Genomic DNA, 14920 nt, shown 5'->3' with positions numbered 1-14920 from the left:
GATCATTCCCATGAAATCACTTCTCGCAACGCTCGCGCTTACCACCGCACTCACGCTTCCCGGCCTCGCTATGGCACGGCCCGTGACGCTCACAACCACCCTTAACAACTATGGTGGCGACGGCGCTTACCTCGCGCTTTACGTTACCGACGCCTCGGGCGCCTATGTCGGCAGTCTCTGGATGGCTGGTGGCAAGTCCAAGTACTACGAGCATCTGAGCGACTGGTACCGTGCCACGGGCGGCGATACCGCGCAGGTAAACGGTATCACCGGCGCCAGCGTCGGCGCGGGCCGCAGTCTCGAGATCACGCTCGATCTGGCCGACGCGCTGTTCGATACGGGCTACACGCTGCACATCGACGCGGCGGTCGAGGATATGCGCGACAGCCCGAACGAGGTGGCCGTGCCGCTGACGACGGCGGGCGCGGGCACGCCGGTGAGCGGGCGGCGCTACATCTCCAACTTCTCCTACGACATGTGAGGGGCAGGGCCATGATCCGTACACTCCATCGCTGGCCGGGTCTTCTGGCACTCGCGCTCGTCACGATCCTGAGCCTGAGCGGCGCCGCGCTCTCGGTCTTTCCGACAGTCGAGCGCATCACCGCGCCGCAGGTGGAGACTGGCCTGACAGTCGCCACCCTCGCGGACCGCATCCAGGTCGTCTATCCGGGCGTCGAGCAGATCCGGCGGTCGCCCTCCGGTCGGATCACCGCCTATTGGTTCGATCAGGGCGCGCCGGGTGCTGCCGTGATCGACCCGGCGACGGGCGCGGGCGTGGCCTCGGCCGACCCGAACCAGGCCCTTCGCTGGCTCACCAACTTTCATCGCTCGCTCTTCCTCGGGGATGGCGGGCGCATCGCCATGGCCGCCGGGGCCGCGGCGATGCTGGTCCTCTCGCTCTCGGGTGCTATGCTGGTCGCGCGACGGGCGGGCGGATGGCGGCACTGGTTCGCGTCCTTGCGCGGTCCGTTCGCGGGCAGGCTGCATGTCGAGATCGCCCGGATCGCCGTCATCGGCCTCGTTCTGTCCTCCACCACCGCCCTCTGGATGACAGCCTCCACCTTCGATCTTCTGCCGGACGGTAGCGTCCTGCCGGCTGATCCCACCGAAGTGAGCGGAGAAATTGGGTTCGCTCTCGATCAGATGGCCACGCTGCTGCAGACCCCCGTCGCCGAGCTGCGCGAACTGAGCTTTCCCTATCCCGGCGACGCGACGGACGTGTTCACACTGAAGACCGACTGGGGCACCGGCTATCTTGACCAGGGAACCGGCGCGCTCGTGGCATGGGCCGACCTGACCGGGTGGGAGCGCGTCTCGGAAACCATTTACATGCTGCACACGGGGCAGGGGGCCGCGACGCTCGGCCTTGTGCTCGGGATGATGGCGCTCGGAGTGCCGGCGATGGGCGTTACCGGCGTCTTGATCTGGCTTGCCGGGCGGCGCGGGCGGCCGCGCATCCGGGGCAACCAGCCCGCGGGCCGTGCCGAGACGATCATTCTTGTCGGCAGCGAGGGTGGCAGCACCTGGGGCTTCGCCGCGACCCTGCATGCCGCGCTGACGGCAGCGGGGCAGGGCGTCCATGTTGGCCCGATGTCGGGCTTCGCGCCAGAGCGCTACGCCCGTGCCGAGCGCATCATCCTGCTCGCCGCGACCTATGGCGATGGTGCCGCTCCGGCCTCGGCGAAGGGCTTTCTCGACCGGCTGAACGCCACAGACCGAGCGCCCGACTTTCCGATTGCCGTTCTCGGCTTCGGCGACCGGAGTTTTCCGGCCTATTGCGCTTTCGCCAAGGACGTCACGGCAGCGGCAAAGGCGAAAGGTTGGCCCGAGCTTCTGCCGCTCGACACGATCGACCGGCAATCGCCACAGGATTTCGCGCGCTGGGGCCGCGCGCTTGGCGAGATGCTTGGCATACCCCTTGACCTTGCGCACCAACCCGTCTTGCCGCGCACCGAACAATTGACCCTCGTCTCGCGGCGCAACTACGGGGCTGAGATGCAGGCGGGGGCCGCGATCCTGCGCTTTGCCCTGCCGAGCGCAACGCCGTGGCAGCGGCTGACGGGCGCGGGCTTCGCACGGTTCCAGGCGGGCGACCTGATCGGCGTCCTGCCGCAGGGCAGCGCCGTGCCACGTCTCTACTCGCTTGCCTCGGGCCGGCGCGACGGGTTCGTCGAGATCGTGGTGCGCAAGCATCCGGGCGGTCTGGCCTCGGGCCAGCTGACCGCGCTGGAACCGGGCGATACGGTCCGGGCCTTCCTGCGCCGCAATCCCGGCTTTCACGCCGACCGCGGTCGCACCCCGCTGATCCTGATCGGGGCGGGCACCGGCATCGGGCCGCTGGCGGGCTTCATCCGCGGCAATGCGCGGCACAGGCCCGTGCACCTGTTTTTCGGGATGCGGCATGCGGACAGCGATTTCTTCTATGGCGAAGAGATGCCCGGCTGGCAGGCTGAGGGGCGGTTGACCCGGCTTGTCACCGCCGTCTCGCGCGGCGCGCGGCGCAGTTATGTGCAGGACGCCTTGCGCGCCGACGCGGCGCAGGTGGCCCGGCTTATCTGCGACGGGGCGCGTGTGATGGTCTGCGGCGGGCGCGACATGGCCACGGGCGTGAGCGATGCGTTGGCCGAGATCCTCGCACCTGCCGGGCTTACGCCCGCAGTCCTAAAGGCAGAGGGGCGGTATGTCGAAGATGTCTACTGAGCGCGCGCGCATCGCCCTGAACGGCCCCACCATGGGCACGCGCTGGTCGGCGCTGTTCTTCGCGGATCGGGGCCGCGACACGGATGCAATCCGTGCCGCCCTTCAGGCGGCTGTCGACGAGGTGGACAAGCAGATGTCGACGTGGAACGCGGAGAGCGCGCTCATGCGGATCAATGCGGCGCCGGTGGACGATTGGGTGGTGGTGCCGGAGCAACTGCGGGCGGTCCTGCGCCTCGGGCTCGAGATCGGGCGCGCCTCGGGCGGGGCCTTCGATATCGGCATGGGCGATGCGGTGACGGCCTGGGGTTTCGGGCCCGGGGCCGCCGCGCCCGAGGGTATCCGCGCCGTGATGGACGCCCCCCGCCGCCCGGCGCAGGAGGTGCTGGAGATCGAGGGGATGCAGTTGCGCAAGACCGCGCCCATTGCGCTGGATTTGAACGGCATCGCCAAGGGCTATGGCGTCGACCGGCTCGCCGAGACCTTGCGCGATCATGGGATTGCCGACGCCCTTGTCGGCATCGACGGTGAGATGCGTGCCATGGGCCTGCGCCCCGATGGCGAGGCATGGATCATCGCGGTAGAAGCGCCGGACCCTGATCGCCGGACGCCGCATTCGGTTCTGGCGCTGCAGGACGCCGCCGTGGCGACCTCCGGTGACTACCGCCATTGGGTCGAGGTTCAGGGGCGCCGCCTGTCGCATACCATGGATCCGAGACGTGGCGCGCCGCTGATCGCCTCGCCGGCCTCCGTCACCGTGGTGGCCCGCACCTGTGCCGAGGCCGATGCTTGGGCGACGGCGCTCATGGTGCTCGGTGCGGAGAGGGGTGCGGACCTCGCGAGACAACGTGGACTCGACGCCCTGTTTCTTCTGTGCGATGATGAAGGCAATGCAATGGGCGTGGGAGTCGGGCGTCTTTTTTCCGAAGAACCAGCGGCAATCGCCTCAGCCGGGGGAAGATGAGCCGCATGGAACAGACCCGTACCGATCGCTTCAAGACCGCACTCCTGCTGATGGCCGCAACCGGGCTGATCGTGGGACTCGCATTCTACCTTGCGGGCCAACCAGAGATCGCGAACCTGATCTGGATTGCAGGAGTTGTTCCCGCGCTCGCAGCGCTTGTGGTCGAAATCGTCCGGAGCATTGGGCGCGGCGAGGTGGGCCTCGATATCGTCGCCGCGCTCTCCATGACCGCGGCGCTCGTCTTCGGCGAGACGCTCGCAGCGGCGGTCGTTGCGGTGATGTATTCGGGCGGCACCTTCCTCGAAGCCTTCGCAGAGGGCCGCGCGCCCGTCGGTCGATGCAGGACCTCCTGTCCCGCGTGCCCCGGACCGCGACCCGGCACCGCAACGGTGCGCTGGAGGAGGTGCCGCTCGACGAACTCGCCCCCGGTGATCGCCTGCTGATCCGGCAGGGCGACGTGGTGCCGGTAGACGGCACAGTGGCCTCCGACACGGCCTTCCTCGACACCTCGGCGCTGACCGGCGAGTCCCTGCCAGTCCGGCTGGCGCGCGGGGCCGACGCCATGAGCGGCTCGACCAATGCGGGCGAGGCCTTCGACCTGACGGCGACGCGCGAAGCCAAGGACAGCACCTATGCCGGGATCGTTCGCCTGGTGGAGGAGGCGCAGGCGTCCAAAGCGCCGATGTCCCGGCTGGCCGACCGCTGGTCGCTGGGCTTTCTGGTCGTCACCGTCAGTATCGCCTTCGTGGCGTGGTGGTTCACCGGTGATCCGATCCGCGCGGTTGCCGTTCTGGTCGTCGCCACGCCCTGTCCGCTGATCCTTGCTGTGCCGGTCGCACTGGTCGCCGGCCTGTCGCGTGCGGCGCATTTTGGCGTGCTGATCAAGGGCGCAGGGCCGCTCGAGACGATGGCGCGGATCCGCACGCTGATCCTCGACAAAACGGGGACGCTGACGGATGGCCGTCCACAGATCGTCTCGATCGACAGCCACGATGGCATGACCGAGGACGACATCCTCCGCCTCGCCGCCGCGCTCGATCAGGCATCGAAACACCCCGTGGCGCAGGCCATCGTCGCTGCCGCAAAGGCGCGGGGCTTCACACTGCCCGTTCCGACAGAAGTGGCTGAGATCCCGGGCGAAGGGGTCTTGGGTCGTGTGGAGGACCGCGAGGTGATCGTCGGCGGCGACGGCTTCGTGGCGTCCCGTGTCGGGCGGATGGTGGGCGATCACCCCGCCAAGGGCGCCGGATCGGTCCTTGTCGCAGTGGCAGTTGACGGTCACATGGCCGGGCACCTCGTCATGTCCGACCCGCTGCGCGAGGGGGCGGGCACCATGCTGGACGGTCTGCGCCGTCAAGGGATCGCGCGCATCCTTCTGGCTACTGGCGACCGCGCGGACGTGGCCGAGCGCGTGACCGAGGGGCTGGGCCTCGACGGGCTGCGGGCCGGTCTGACGCCGGATCAAAAGGTGTTACTGGTGCTTTCCGAGCGTAAACACGGGCCGGTGATGATGGTGGGTGATGGTGTCAACGACGCGCCCGCCCTGGCCGCAGCCGATGTAGGCGTGGCAATGGGGGCACGGGGCGCCGCGGCCTCGGCCGAGGCGGCGGACGTGGTGCTGCTCGTCGACCGGATCGACCGGCTTGGGCCCGGGATCGAGATCGCGCGGGCGTCGCGCCGGATCGCTGTCGAAAGCGTGGTCGCGGGTATCGGTCTGTCGGTTCTCGGCATGATTGCCGCCGCTTTCGGGTATCTCACCCCGGTGCAGGGGGCGCTTCTGCAAGAGGTCATCGACGTCGCTGTTATCCTGAACGCCCTGCGCGCGCTGCGCATCGCGCCACAGGAGCCAGCTACGGGCAAACCACAGGCCATCATGTCAGAGCAAGCTGACATCGTTCAAGGAGCCACGCCATGAGCCGTCTATCACATTCTGAAATCCATATGGTGCATCGCATCGGCTGGCTGCGGGCCGCCGTTCTCGGGGCCAATGATGGTCTTGTCTCGACTGCGAGCCTCGTCGTCGGCGTCGCGGCCGCAGGCTCCGGCAAGCCCGAGGTCATGATCGCCGGGCTGGCCGGGCTTATGGCTGGCGCGATGTCCATGGCGGCGGGGGAGTATGTCTCGGTCAGCTCGCAAACTGACGCCGAACAGGCGGACCTCGCCCGAGAGAGCCGTGAGCTCGAGGAAACGCCCGAGGCCGAGCTCGAGGAACTAACCCGGATTTATGTTGAAAGGGGGCTGGACCGCGACCTGGCGGAAAAGGTTGCCGTGCAACTGACTGAACGTGACGCGCTCGGATCGCATGCGCGCGACGAACTTGGCATTTCGGAAACCGTTGCCGCCCGCCCTATTCAGGCCGCTCTGGTGTCCGCACTGACCTTCGCCGTTGGGGCGGTGCTGCCCCTGATCGTCGTAATGCTGGTCCCGGAGGCGCAGATCGCTCCCCTGGTGGCGGGATCGACGATCCTTGGCCTTGCGGTTCTTGGCGGATTGGGTGCTTCCGCCGGCGGCGCAGGCATCGTTCGTGGGGCCGCAAGGGTCACGCTATGGGGCGCGCTTGCCATGGCCGCGACAGCCGGGGTCGGTGCGCTGTTCGGGGTCGCCGTAGGCTAGAGTCAATGGGGTGTACCCGAACCCCGCTCCGGCTGCTTGTTGCGGCAACGCTCGTCAACATCGTGCTGATCATCGAGGTGCCAAAGATCGAGTCGCAGCGCGTGGGGTTAGAAACCCATGTCCGCAAATGGGTCATGCTGGACGAGATCAACACCGATATTCTGGAGCGGTCCTATGTCTGGGAGGACCGCACGCCCATCGGCACGTTCAGTTCCGCCTTCACATCCAGGATCCAGTCCAGCCTGATCGCGCTTGCCAAGTCGGGCGGGGCATCGGTTGTTGATCGGCTGAAGTAGTCTCGATCACCGCAGGGTCAGCCCAGCTTCATTTGTTCCCGTCGATCCACTTCGACATCAGCCCCTTGTCGCGGAAACACTCATCCGGCACGGCGCGGCGTTTGATCCGGGCGAGGCGTTCGGCGAAGGCGACCTGTTTGGACGAGGGCAGGCTGTTCAGCGCTGTCGCGGATGTGAGCTTGGCTTGTGCGTCGATCCAGGCGCTCAGGGACCGGCGGTCCTGCTGAACCTCCCACGGCAAAAGCGTCTGGTTGCGCAGTGCCAGCGCGCGCGCATAGGCGATCTGCTTTGGCGTCGCGGGCAGGGCGTAAGTGGTGCTTTCCATCGGGGCTCTCCCTTCATAGCTTGGTTTCAGAATAGAACATAACAGGAACAAAAGCAAGCCGCCTGCGCAAATCATGGGGTTTGAGAGGAAGAGGAGGGTCGGGGAGGATCAGGCCTTTGAGGTGCCCGAAAGAGCGTGTCCGGGCCTGCCCCTGTTCTTCAATGGGGTCTGATGCCGGAAAGTGCAGGATCCTAGGTTCTCATGAGCTTTGCATTCAACATTCTCCGGCATCAGTTCCCCAAAGAGTGAAAGTGTCCTTCGGGTTTTGTGACTGACGGATGAGGGCCTTTGGGGTCCCTCGGATGGGTCCGGGCCGGATTCCGGTCTGCCGTTCCTGATGAAGGGCATTCTCATGCAAACAGGTGTCTTGCGCGTATTGCGCGCGACCGCTGCCTCGTGGTGGCGACACAAGGAACTACGCCGAACCGGCCAGACGGGGCAGGCACAACGGCGCGAGCGCGAGACCGTCCTACGTGATCTCGGTTATCTGAAGCAGGCGGCGCTGTTGCCTAACGCGCATGTGATCTGCGGAGAGGGTGGGACATTCCTCCATCTCGGTTGGACCACCGTTTCAACCTTCGCGCCAATCGAGCGCTTTCCCTTGGCCACTCTTGCGGTAGCACGAGGGACCCCGTTTATCGATATCCGACCCGTCACCGATGTGATTGCCTTCGCGAACCTGCCGCGGGTGACGCGGGACGGATCGGACGACCCTGAACCTTCGGGTCCCGGCAGGTCCGTGTCGCTGACCACCTACATCGACATGGTCGAACAGCTCGGCGCGAGCATCACCAACGATCCGCGGCCCTGTCGGTCAACCTAGTCACCACTCCCTCTTACCAAAACTCGAAAGGACGCCAGCCATGGCCCGATCCCGCACGCCCAAATTCGATGCCTCCGAGGTCATCACAAACGAAATCATCCGTATTATTGAGCGCGGCGTCCTGCCGTGGCGCAAGCCTTGGACCGCAGGTGGCAGCTCTCGTCCCCTGCGCGTGGGCGGTGAACCCTACCAGGGGGTGAACAACTTTCTGCTGACGATGCGGACCGTGATGGCGGGCCACAGCTCTCCCTTCTGGATGACGCTGCCGCAGGCCAATGCGTTGGACGCAAAGGTCCGCAAGGGCGAGAAGTCCTCTGTCGTCGTTTACTACGGTCAAAGCCGGAGAGACGCCGGCGATGAGCATGATCACAGCGACGGGGATGATCACTCCGAGGAAGCCCGTATCTTCCGCTTCCAGAAATCCTACCGTGTGTTCAATGCCTGCCAGATCGAGGGCTTGCCCGACAGCTTCTACCCTGACCCGGAGCCCGTGCCCGAGCATCCGCCGTCCGAGCCCATCCCGCACATGCAGGCGTTTTTCGATGCCATCGACATCACGACCGTCTTCACAGGAACGGAAGCGTACTACCTGCCGCCCGTGGACAAGGTTTACATGCCGTCCATCACGCGGTTCCAGGACCCGCGCAATTTCTACGGGGTCTGGGCCCATGAGCTGGCCCATGCCACGAAAGCCCCGCATCGACTGAACCGAGATTTCGGTCTCTCGAAATTCGGCAACACCTCTTACGCGCGCGAAGAGATCGTCGCAGAATTGACCTCGGTGTTCCTGGGTCAAACGCTTGGCTTCACGGCGCATACGCTCGAGATGAATGCCGCCTATCTCCACAACTGGTTGCGCGTTCTTCGGTCGGACAAGGGTGCGATCTTCAAGCACGCCGCAGATGCGCAGCGCGCCTGCGACTATCTGATCGCCAGATCGGAGACGGGCAGGGCAGGGCGCAGTGCCGAGGCCGCCTGACCACACAGAGAACGGAGACTCGCATGTCACGTAAGGAACCCAAGACGCTGCGGGTGGCCTGCTTCAACGACGGCCGCCGCAAGATCATCGTCTTCAAGCGCGGTGCCTATTGGTGGAGCCCGTCCGAGGGCGCTTATCCGCTCTCGGCAGCGCTCGAGAGCATCAAGCACCAAGGCGGCTGGATCGAAACCATCCCCAACCCGAACTACAGAGCCAGAGGGCTGTTCGGGTAAGGCGCCTTCTGCTTCGATCCTTTCGCCAAGCAGAAAAGTGAAAGCGGGCTTTGGGAAGGGTGTTTCAACTTCTCAAAGGAGATCCCCATGTCCATGACCGTTCAACCCCAGCCAGACCGTCCAGATCCGACCGTGATCGCGGCGCAAAACGACGCGTTTCGCAAGCTCGCGTGCCTTGGGGTGCCGCCCGTGCAGCCCATTCAGGGCCGCATGCATGTCACTCGCGCGCTTATGGAAGCCGATGACGGCTTCATGGCCGAGGCGGTGAAGGCCACCGGTGCGTTCGATACATTCGAGCCCGAGAATGACCCTGAAGGCTGGCACGATTTTGGCGCGGTCGAGATCCGGGGCGAGACCGTGTTCTGGAAAATCGATCTCTATGAAGCAGACTCGGATTTCCGCTACGGGGCTGAGACCCCGGACAATCCTGCCACCACCGTCCGCGTGCTGACCATCATGCTGGCGCGCGACTGGTAGGGCAGGGGACTCCTCCCCTGACATCTGAGACGATGAAGGCCCGCTGCCCCTCAAAAAGGCAAAGTGGGCCTTTTGTCGTGGTGATCCCTGAAGCCGGGGATTGGTCACGCGCAAGCGCGCGGGCCACACCTCACCCTCCTGGAAGGATATCCCATGACCACAAGCTTTGCTCCCCTTACCGTTGCTATCGGCGATCTCGTCCCGCATCCCGCCAATGTACGCAGCAACGCGCCGGAAACCTATGATCCCGAGAACATCGCCCATCTGAAGGCCAGCATCGCCGTTCTGGGTCTCCTGCAGCCTCTCCTGGTCCAGAAGCTCGACGGCAAATACGCAGTGCTCGCCGGTGGCCGACGCCATGCCGCGCTGAAGGAGCTGGTCGCGGACAAGGCCACCAAGGAGTTCACGGCGAAGACCAATGTCGACTGCCGCCTCGTGCCGGAAGACTGCGACGTCACCACGGCGCTGTCGCTCGCCGAGAACATCACCCAAGCGCCGATGAATGCCATCGACGAGTTCGAGGCCTTCGCCCGGATGATGGAGGTCGACGGCCAGACGCCCGAGACGATCGCAAAGACCTTCGGCACCACGGTGGCGGCCGTGAAAGGCCGGTTGCGCTATGGCCTGATCCACCCCGACATCCGCGCCGCGGCCCGGGGCAAGGTGATCACGCTCGACACGATGAAGGCCTTTGCCGAGCATCCGAGCCAGGAGGCGCAGCGCGAGGTCTTCGAGGCGCTCACGAAGGACGGCGGCTATCTGCAGGCCTATACCGTCCGGCAGGCGCTCAAATCCCGCGGGGTGCAAGTCAAAGATGATATTGGGGCTTTCGTGCGCGAAGACTACGAGGCGCGTGGCGGTGCTGTCGCGGCTGACCTTCTTGAAGAGCATTCCGTGCTTGAGGATGCGGCGCTGGTCGAGACCATCTTGCTCGAGAAGCTCGGTGCCGCTGCCGAAGAGGCCCGCATAAAGCTGGGCTTTGCCTGGGCCGATGCGATGGTCCGCTATGATTACGCGACCATGGCCGACTACGGCCGCGTTTATCCCGGCCCGATCGAGCCTGATGAGGCTGCGCAAAAGCGCATCGATGAGATCACCGCCGAACTCGAGAAACTGCAGCTCGAGATGGAGGATGAGGGGCTCGAGGACGGTGCCTACAACGCGCTTTACGAGCGCGTGGACGCCTTGGAAGAGGAAGCCCGCGACCTGCAGGAGGCCTACAGCGCCGAGGACCTCGCACGGTCTGGGGTGATCGCCTCGTGGCAGGGTGGGCAGATCACGCTCCATGTTGGTCTCGTCCGCCCGGAAGACACCATCAAAGAGGAGGGCGCGCGCGGCTCCTCGGCTAGCCCGACCGGGGAGGAGGCCCCGGACCCGGGCGAAATCACTTATCCAGCCTCACTGGCTGAGGACCTCAAGACCGAGCGAGCCATGGCGCTTGGGGCCGCGATGGCGCTGCATCCGGAAGCCACGCTCGATCTGACGCTCTTCAAGCTGGTCAGTGACGTTCTGGCCAGCGGCATGAGTGTCACGCAGGCGATCAAGATCGATGCCCGCAAGGAATACCGCAGCCATGCCAAGATGGACGAGATCGACGAGACCTCGCTCGAGCAGGTGGCGGCGGCGCATGATGCGCTTGACCTTTCGTGGCTCGATGACACCCGCGCGCCCGCCGATCAGTTCGCGGCGTTTCGCGCGCTGGAGGTCGGCGAGAAGGCCAAGCTCGTGGCCTATGCCACGGCCAGCACCACGCAGTCCTGCTTCGCGCGGGACCGCCAGCGCGACAGCCTGATGCATGCGTTCGAGATCGAGATCATGCCCGACATCCGCGCCCACTGGACGCCGAATGCGGCGCTCTTCAACCGCTTCAAGAAGGCTTGGCTTCTGAAGATCCTCGGCGAGGATCTGGGTCTCGCCCAGGAGGCGGTGACGCTCGCCTCGTCGAGCAAGAAAGAGATCGTCGCCTTCTGCGACAAGCTCTTCGCCGAACCCTTCGCCACACTCACGGACGCGCAGCGCGCTGCCGTGGCCGCCTGGTGCCCGCCGATGATGCAGACCGCCGGTATCGCCTGTGATGAGGCGGAGCCCGCTGCGGAAACCCCCGAGCCTGACAGCGAGGTCGCGCAAGCGGCCTGAGTCCTCACGCGACCCGCGCGAGGCATTCCCCGCGCGGGTCGACCCTCCCATACCCAACCGAAAGACATCCTCATGGCTATTCTCAAGTTCTCTGCGTCCGCTGTCGCGGCGCAGATCGCCCATGCGCGCGCCTGCAAAACCTTCCTGCCCAACTGGAACGGTCCCGTGGACAGGCCGGCCCTGATCCTCATCGTCGGCAATGGCGTGCATCTGCGCTCGAACGGCATCGATGGCACGACCACCCGTATCGTCACCACCGAAAAGGCCGATCCCTCCTTCGCCTTCGCCGACGGCATGAACCCGTTTCGGGACACCGACTGGATGGCGCAGCGCCGCATTGCGTTCCGCGATCTGACCGGCCAGTTCTACACCGACATCCTCGACGATGTGCAGGTGCTCATCGACCGGGGGCAGGGGGCGATCCGGCTCGCCACCGATGGCCACAGCATCCGTGTCTTCGCGCGCCGGGCCTCGGATTATCTCATCGGCGGGACCTACGAAGTGCCCTCGGGCCTCGGTGGCACCTTCAGGGTCATCCTCAAGGATGCCTGCGACACCTTCGCGATCGTGCAGAACTGCGGCAATTCGGCGTTTTGGGAATTCGAAGAAGATGATGCAGCGCCAATGTCCCGAGAGCGCGAAGCGCGGCAGGGTATTGGTGCTTCAGCTTATTCCCATAAACGCTGCGAGGATTTCGACGCCATGCAGCCCTACCGCGTGCCGCTCGATGCGCTGATGGAACTCAATGATCGGAGGGCGGCCTGATGGGATGGCTCTTCTACACCGACCGCCGCGTCAAAACCTACGCGGATGAGAAAGCGGAAATCGCCCGGCTCTGCACTTTCGAGGGCGACACGCGCAAAACCGAACTGGTCAAAGCCTGCAAGGTCGGCTCCACCTGGTATGCGGCGGCAAGGGTCACCAATCTCGACGGCACCGCTATCGAAGACGCGACCTATGTGACCGATGTGGATGGCTCCATCACGTTCGGGGCTGTCTTCCTCACCCGATACGATGACGGCTGCTGGGGCTACAAGGACATGGAGGAAAGCGCGGGACCGGTCGAATCCCGCGCGCCACTGAGCCTGTTGGCCCTGCTGTCCGAGCTGAAAGACCCAGACAGCTATGCTCATGCCTGGCGCCAGCGCTGCCAGGACTGGGCTGCGATCCCGGACTACGAGGAAGGCGACAAGATCAAGCTCGCAGCACCTGTGACGCTCACCGATGGCAGTACCTGCCAGATTGTCACCGCGACCCACTACAGGCGCGGGCGGCAAAAGCGCCGCTGCTACCGCATCGAGGAAACCGGTGGGCTCGTACGCCTGTCGAAGGCCTCGCTTGCGGGCTCGGAGCTGCTCAGCTCCGCGAAAGGTGCGGCTAGCCCGGTGCTGGCGGAGTATCTCGCGGGGCGACATTAGGTCCTGCGCCGGACGGTTCATCGGCCTGCCCGGCGACAGCAGATCCTGCGGCTTATCTTGACATGGCAATGCAAATGCATTACCTATCGCAAGCAGCAAAGACCCTTTTCTTCAGGAGACTGCCATGACAGCCCTCGCACAAGATGTCTCGAAACTCACGGATCGGTATCAGACGACCGTGCCGGCGGGTGTGCGCAAGCAGCTCAAGCTGGGCAAGGGCGACCAGATTCGCTACTGCACCGAGCCGAGTGGCAGGGTCTATATTGAGCCCGTGCGCAGCGACGAGGAAGATCCTGTGCTCGGCGCCTTTCTCGATTTTGTCGAGGCCGATATCAAGGCGCATCCGGACCGCATTCGGGCGTTCGATGGGGCTTTGCATGACCGTCTTGCAGCACTGGTCGGAGACGTTGATGTCGATCTCGATGCGCCGCTATCGCTCGAGGATGAATGAGCGGCGATAGCGTGCCCGCTCAAGCGCCCCTTGTCGTAAACGGATGGTCGATTTATGCGCATCCGCTCTTTCTGGACCAGCTCGAAGGGCTGACCCTGGAGGTCGAGGCGCGTAAGGCACGCGATCCCAAGACCTGGCGCAAGAAAAATTCCGCGAAACGGCTGGCCGCCATCTTCAAGCTGGTGACCGAGGCCATACCGGCAGATCCGGGTGCCGCCGCCTTCCGGCAAGGCGGCACACTCGGCGATCACCGCAAGCACTGGTTCCGGGCGAAATTCTTCCAGCAGTACCGGTTGTTCTATCGGTTCAACAGCGATGCGAAGGTCATCGTGGTGGCCTGGGTGAACGACGACAAGACCCTGCGCGCCTATGGCAGCAAGACGGATGCCTATGCGACGTTCAAAGGGATGCTGGAAGATGGCAACCCACCTGACAATTTCGACGCGCTCTTGAAAGAAGCTGCAGCGGCGGGCAAGCGGTTCGAAACTTCCCTTGAAGCGGCGCCCGATCGGTAAGTGGGGTCGAATGCCTGAAGGAGCGGAATCCCACGCTAAGGCTGCCAGTAAGGGGGCATTATGCGTTTCAATCGCCGTCATACTTGGGCCAAGTGAAATAGGCGACATTGGTGTGTCATATGGCTGGTACGATGAAATTCTCAGAAGTCCCTCCCTATCCGTACACCTGCCGTTCGCTGCATCGTGTACGAACTGATAAGATGCGGACAAAGGGTGCATTCGCTGCGGATGCGCAGATGGCTGCTTCAGGTTTGGCGCACCGATAGGACATTGCAGCAGGTCGCGCCGGTTAGTCCGTATAGCTTTGGCAGGCATCAACTCCGTTGGCTGTCGAGGCAAGTAGCTGATCTGCATCACGGATGAGATCGGCGACCCGCCTGTCCGCCAGACGATACCGAACGAAGCGGCCTTTGCTGCGGCGACTGACCAGCCCGCATTCCAGCAGACAGCGCAGATGGTTCGAGACGTTGGGCTGACCCAAACCCGTATGCCCGACGATTTCCTGCACGTTGCGTTCGTCCGACACCAGCGCATCGAGGATCGTCAGACGGCTGGGATCGCTTAGGCCCCGGAAGAGCTTTGCCCGCAGTTCCAGTGTATCGGGTGCCGAAAAATCGTCTTGAATGTTTTGCGCTGTCATATCATTATCCACTGATACGTTAGCAGCGTACCTTTTCGCCCGCCACCACAAAAAGGATCGCACATGAGCCAGCCCGATAACAGCAAGTTGGCGACAGCCTCCTCCCCGATCCGAATGCGGGTGCAAGGCATGGACTGCGCGAAAGATGCCGCCGAGATCGAGCGCGCGGCCCGTTCTGCGGGCGTGGCCGAAGGCGACGTGAAAGTGTCCGCCGCCACCCACATCATGACATTGCGGATCGCGGACGGCGATCTGCCGAAAGTGCGGCCCGCGCTCGACGCGACCGGCTACGGTTTCGAGAAGATCGAGGACGGCGATACATCGTCCGATCCGGCCTACAAGGACCCGAGCTA

16 protein-coding genes and 2 pseudogenes are annotated in these 14920 nt (G+C 64.5%); 16 read left to right on the top strand and 2 right to left on the bottom strand.

Annotated elements, in window-relative coordinates; translation table 11 throughout:
* Positions 1 to 10 precede the first annotated feature (10 nt).
* The 6 genes and pseudogenes from ACGKZZ_RS15505 (at position 11) to ACGKZZ_RS15480 (ending at position 6570) form a co-directional block, all read left to right on the top strand.
* Positions 11 to 481 (top strand): DUF2271 domain-containing protein, encoded by a 471-nt coding sequence (locus ACGKZZ_RS15505; protein ID WP_043872238.1) that lies wholly within the window; start codon positions 11 to 13, stop codon positions 479 to 481.
* A gap of 11 nt (positions 482 to 492) precedes the next feature.
* A complete protein-coding gene (locus tag ACGKZZ_RS15500; RefSeq protein ID WP_043872239.1) occupies positions 493 to 2700 on the top strand; it encodes a PepSY domain-containing protein in 2208 nt (735 codons plus the stop codon).
* Positions 2681 to 3661, top strand: coding sequence for an FAD:protein FMN transferase (locus ACGKZZ_RS15495; RefSeq protein ID WP_043872240.1), 981 nt, complete (start codon positions 2681 to 2683; stop codon positions 3659 to 3661). Before ACGKZZ_RS15500 ends, ACGKZZ_RS15495 begins: the two co-directional genes overlap by 20 nt.
* Before the next feature lie 5 nt (positions 3662 to 3666).
* A pseudogene (locus ACGKZZ_RS15490) lies at positions 3667 to 5576 on the top strand (heavy metal translocating P-type ATPase).
* The gene (locus tag ACGKZZ_RS15485) at positions 5573 to 6274 is read left to right on the top strand and encodes a VIT family protein (RefSeq protein ID WP_043872242.1); all 702 of its coding nucleotides are present in this window, start codon (positions 5573 to 5575) and stop codon (positions 6272 to 6274) included. Before ACGKZZ_RS15490 ends, ACGKZZ_RS15485 begins: the two are co-directional and overlap by 4 nt.
* 5 nt (positions 6275 to 6279) lie before the next feature.
* Positions 6280 to 6570: a hypothetical protein gene (locus ACGKZZ_RS15480; RefSeq protein ID WP_245629305.1), complete on the top strand. Its 291-nt coding sequence runs from the start codon at positions 6280 to 6282 to the stop codon at positions 6568 to 6570.
* Positions 6571 to 6598: 28 nt separating this feature from the next.
* On the opposite strand, the gene ACGKZZ_RS15475 is transcribed toward ACGKZZ_RS15480, so the two are convergent.
* Entirely contained in the window at positions 6599 to 6895 is a 297-nt protein-coding gene (locus ACGKZZ_RS15475) for a hypothetical protein (protein ID WP_043872243.1), read from the bottom strand.
* A gap of 337 nt (positions 6896 to 7232) precedes the next feature.
* Between ACGKZZ_RS15475 and ACGKZZ_RS15470 the strand changes: the two genes are divergently transcribed.
* The 9 genes from ACGKZZ_RS15470 to ACGKZZ_RS15430 all read left to right on the top strand — a co-directional run bounded on the left by ACGKZZ_RS15470 (position 7233) and on the right by ACGKZZ_RS15430 (position 13927).
* Positions 7233 to 7718, top strand: a complete 486-nt coding sequence (locus tag ACGKZZ_RS15470) for a hypothetical protein (protein ID WP_043872244.1) — start codon at positions 7233 to 7235, stop codon at positions 7716 to 7718.
* 40 nt (positions 7719 to 7758) lie between these two features.
* Positions 7759 to 8697: an ArdC family protein gene (locus tag ACGKZZ_RS15465; RefSeq protein ID WP_043872245.1), complete on the top strand. Its 939-nt coding sequence runs from the start codon at positions 7759 to 7761 to the stop codon at positions 8695 to 8697.
* A 23-nt stretch (positions 8698 to 8720) separates the two neighbouring features.
* On the top strand, positions 8721 to 8930 hold the full coding sequence (locus ACGKZZ_RS15460; RefSeq protein WP_043872246.1) for a DUF6330 family protein: 210 nt from the start codon (positions 8721 to 8723) through the stop codon (positions 8928 to 8930).
* A gap of 87 nt (positions 8931 to 9017) precedes the next feature.
* The gene (locus ACGKZZ_RS15455; RefSeq protein ID WP_043872247.1) at positions 9018 to 9407 is read left to right on the top strand and encodes a DUF3768 domain-containing protein; all 390 of its coding nucleotides are present in this window, start codon (positions 9018 to 9020) and stop codon (positions 9405 to 9407) included.
* A 153-nt stretch (positions 9408 to 9560) separates the two neighbouring features.
* On the top strand, positions 9561 to 11543 hold the full coding sequence (locus tag ACGKZZ_RS15450; RefSeq protein ID WP_411224480.1) for a ParB/RepB/Spo0J family partition protein: 1983 nt from the start codon (positions 9561 to 9563) through the stop codon (positions 11541 to 11543).
* 72 nt (positions 11544 to 11615) lie between these two features.
* Complete coding sequence (locus ACGKZZ_RS15445; RefSeq protein WP_370284991.1) at positions 11616 to 12308, top strand: regulator; 693 nt, start codon at positions 11616 to 11618, stop codon at positions 12306 to 12308.
* Positions 12308 to 12961 (top strand): DUF6927 domain-containing protein, encoded by a 654-nt coding sequence (locus tag ACGKZZ_RS15440; protein ID WP_411224479.1) that lies wholly within the window; start codon positions 12308 to 12310, stop codon positions 12959 to 12961. The genes ACGKZZ_RS15445 and ACGKZZ_RS15440 overlap by 1 nt, the downstream gene beginning before the upstream one ends.
* A 124-nt stretch (positions 12962 to 13085) precedes the next feature.
* A complete protein-coding gene (locus tag ACGKZZ_RS15435) occupies positions 13086 to 13412 on the top strand; it encodes a type II toxin-antitoxin system PrlF family antitoxin (RefSeq protein ID WP_005668772.1) in 327 nt (108 codons plus the stop codon).
* Positions 13409 to 13927, top strand: coding sequence for a type II toxin-antitoxin system YhaV family toxin (locus ACGKZZ_RS15430; protein WP_370284989.1), 519 nt, complete (start codon positions 13409 to 13411; stop codon positions 13925 to 13927). The genes ACGKZZ_RS15435 and ACGKZZ_RS15430 overlap by 4 nt, the downstream gene beginning before the upstream one ends.
* A 289-nt stretch (positions 13928 to 14216) precedes the next feature.
* On the opposite strand, the gene ACGKZZ_RS15425 is transcribed toward ACGKZZ_RS15430, so the two are convergent.
* A complete protein-coding gene (locus tag ACGKZZ_RS15425; RefSeq protein ID WP_370284988.1) occupies positions 14217 to 14567 on the bottom strand; it encodes an ArsR/SmtB family transcription factor in 351 nt (116 codons plus the stop codon).
* 63 nt (positions 14568 to 14630) lie between these two features.
* On the opposite strand from ACGKZZ_RS15425, the pseudogene ACGKZZ_RS15420 reads away from it, so the two are divergent.
* Positions 14631 to 14920, top strand: a pseudogene (locus tag ACGKZZ_RS15420) (cation transporter); the annotation flags it as partial.

The organism is Marivita sp. S2033, assembly GCF_046592965.1.
GTDB lineage: Bacteria > Pseudomonadota > Alphaproteobacteria > Rhodobacterales > Rhodobacteraceae > Marivita.
The sequence above is the reverse complement of the archived record's forward strand: the minus strand, read 5'-3'. Positions and strand labels throughout refer to the sequence as shown.

What these genes read in the sequence shown, in the direction of transcription:
- ACGKZZ_RS15475 (WP_043872243.1), bottom strand. Translation starts at nt 6,895, where the DNA reads ATGGAAAGCACCACTTACGCCCTGCCCGCGACGCCAAAGCAGATCGCC.
- ACGKZZ_RS15440 (WP_411224479.1), top strand. Translation starts at nt 12,308, where the DNA reads ATGGGATGGCTCTTCTACACCGACCGCCGCGTCAAAACCTACGCGGAT.
- ACGKZZ_RS15465 (WP_043872245.1), top strand. Translation starts at nt 7,759, where the DNA reads ATGGCCCGATCCCGCACGCCCAAATTCGATGCCTCCGAGGTCATCACA.
- ACGKZZ_RS15425 (WP_370284988.1), bottom strand. Translation starts at nt 14,567, where the DNA reads ATGACAGCGCAAAACATTCAAGACGATTTTTCGGCACCCGATACACTG.
- ACGKZZ_RS15450 (WP_411224480.1), top strand. Translation starts at nt 9,561, where the DNA reads ATGACCACAAGCTTTGCTCCCCTTACCGTTGCTATCGGCGATCTCGTC.
- ACGKZZ_RS15460 (WP_043872246.1), top strand. Translation starts at nt 8,721, where the DNA reads ATGTCACGTAAGGAACCCAAGACGCTGCGGGTGGCCTGCTTCAACGAC.
- ACGKZZ_RS15455 (WP_043872247.1), top strand. Translation starts at nt 9,018, where the DNA reads ATGTCCATGACCGTTCAACCCCAGCCAGACCGTCCAGATCCGACCGTG.
- ACGKZZ_RS15480 (WP_245629305.1), top strand. Translation starts at nt 6,280, where the DNA reads ATGGGGTGTACCCGAACCCCGCTCCGGCTGCTTGTTGCGGCAACGCTC.
- ACGKZZ_RS15505 (WP_043872238.1), top strand. Translation starts at nt 11, where the DNA reads ATGAAATCACTTCTCGCAACGCTCGCGCTTACCACCGCACTCACGCTT.
- ACGKZZ_RS15445 (WP_370284991.1), top strand. Translation starts at nt 11,616, where the DNA reads ATGGCTATTCTCAAGTTCTCTGCGTCCGCTGTCGCGGCGCAGATCGCC.
- ACGKZZ_RS15430 (WP_370284989.1), top strand. Translation starts at nt 13,409, where the DNA reads ATGAGCGGCGATAGCGTGCCCGCTCAAGCGCCCCTTGTCGTAAACGGA.
- ACGKZZ_RS15495 (WP_043872240.1), top strand. Translation starts at nt 2,681, where the DNA reads ATGTCGAAGATGTCTACTGAGCGCGCGCGCATCGCCCTGAACGGCCCC.
- ACGKZZ_RS15435 (WP_005668772.1), top strand. Translation starts at nt 13,086, where the DNA reads ATGACAGCCCTCGCACAAGATGTCTCGAAACTCACGGATCGGTATCAG.
- ACGKZZ_RS15470 (WP_043872244.1), top strand. Translation starts at nt 7,233, where the DNA reads ATGAAGGGCATTCTCATGCAAACAGGTGTCTTGCGCGTATTGCGCGCG.
- ACGKZZ_RS15500 (WP_043872239.1), top strand. Translation starts at nt 493, where the DNA reads ATGATCCGTACACTCCATCGCTGGCCGGGTCTTCTGGCACTCGCGCTC.
- ACGKZZ_RS15485 (WP_043872242.1), top strand. Translation starts at nt 5,573, where the DNA reads ATGAGCCGTCTATCACATTCTGAAATCCATATGGTGCATCGCATCGGC.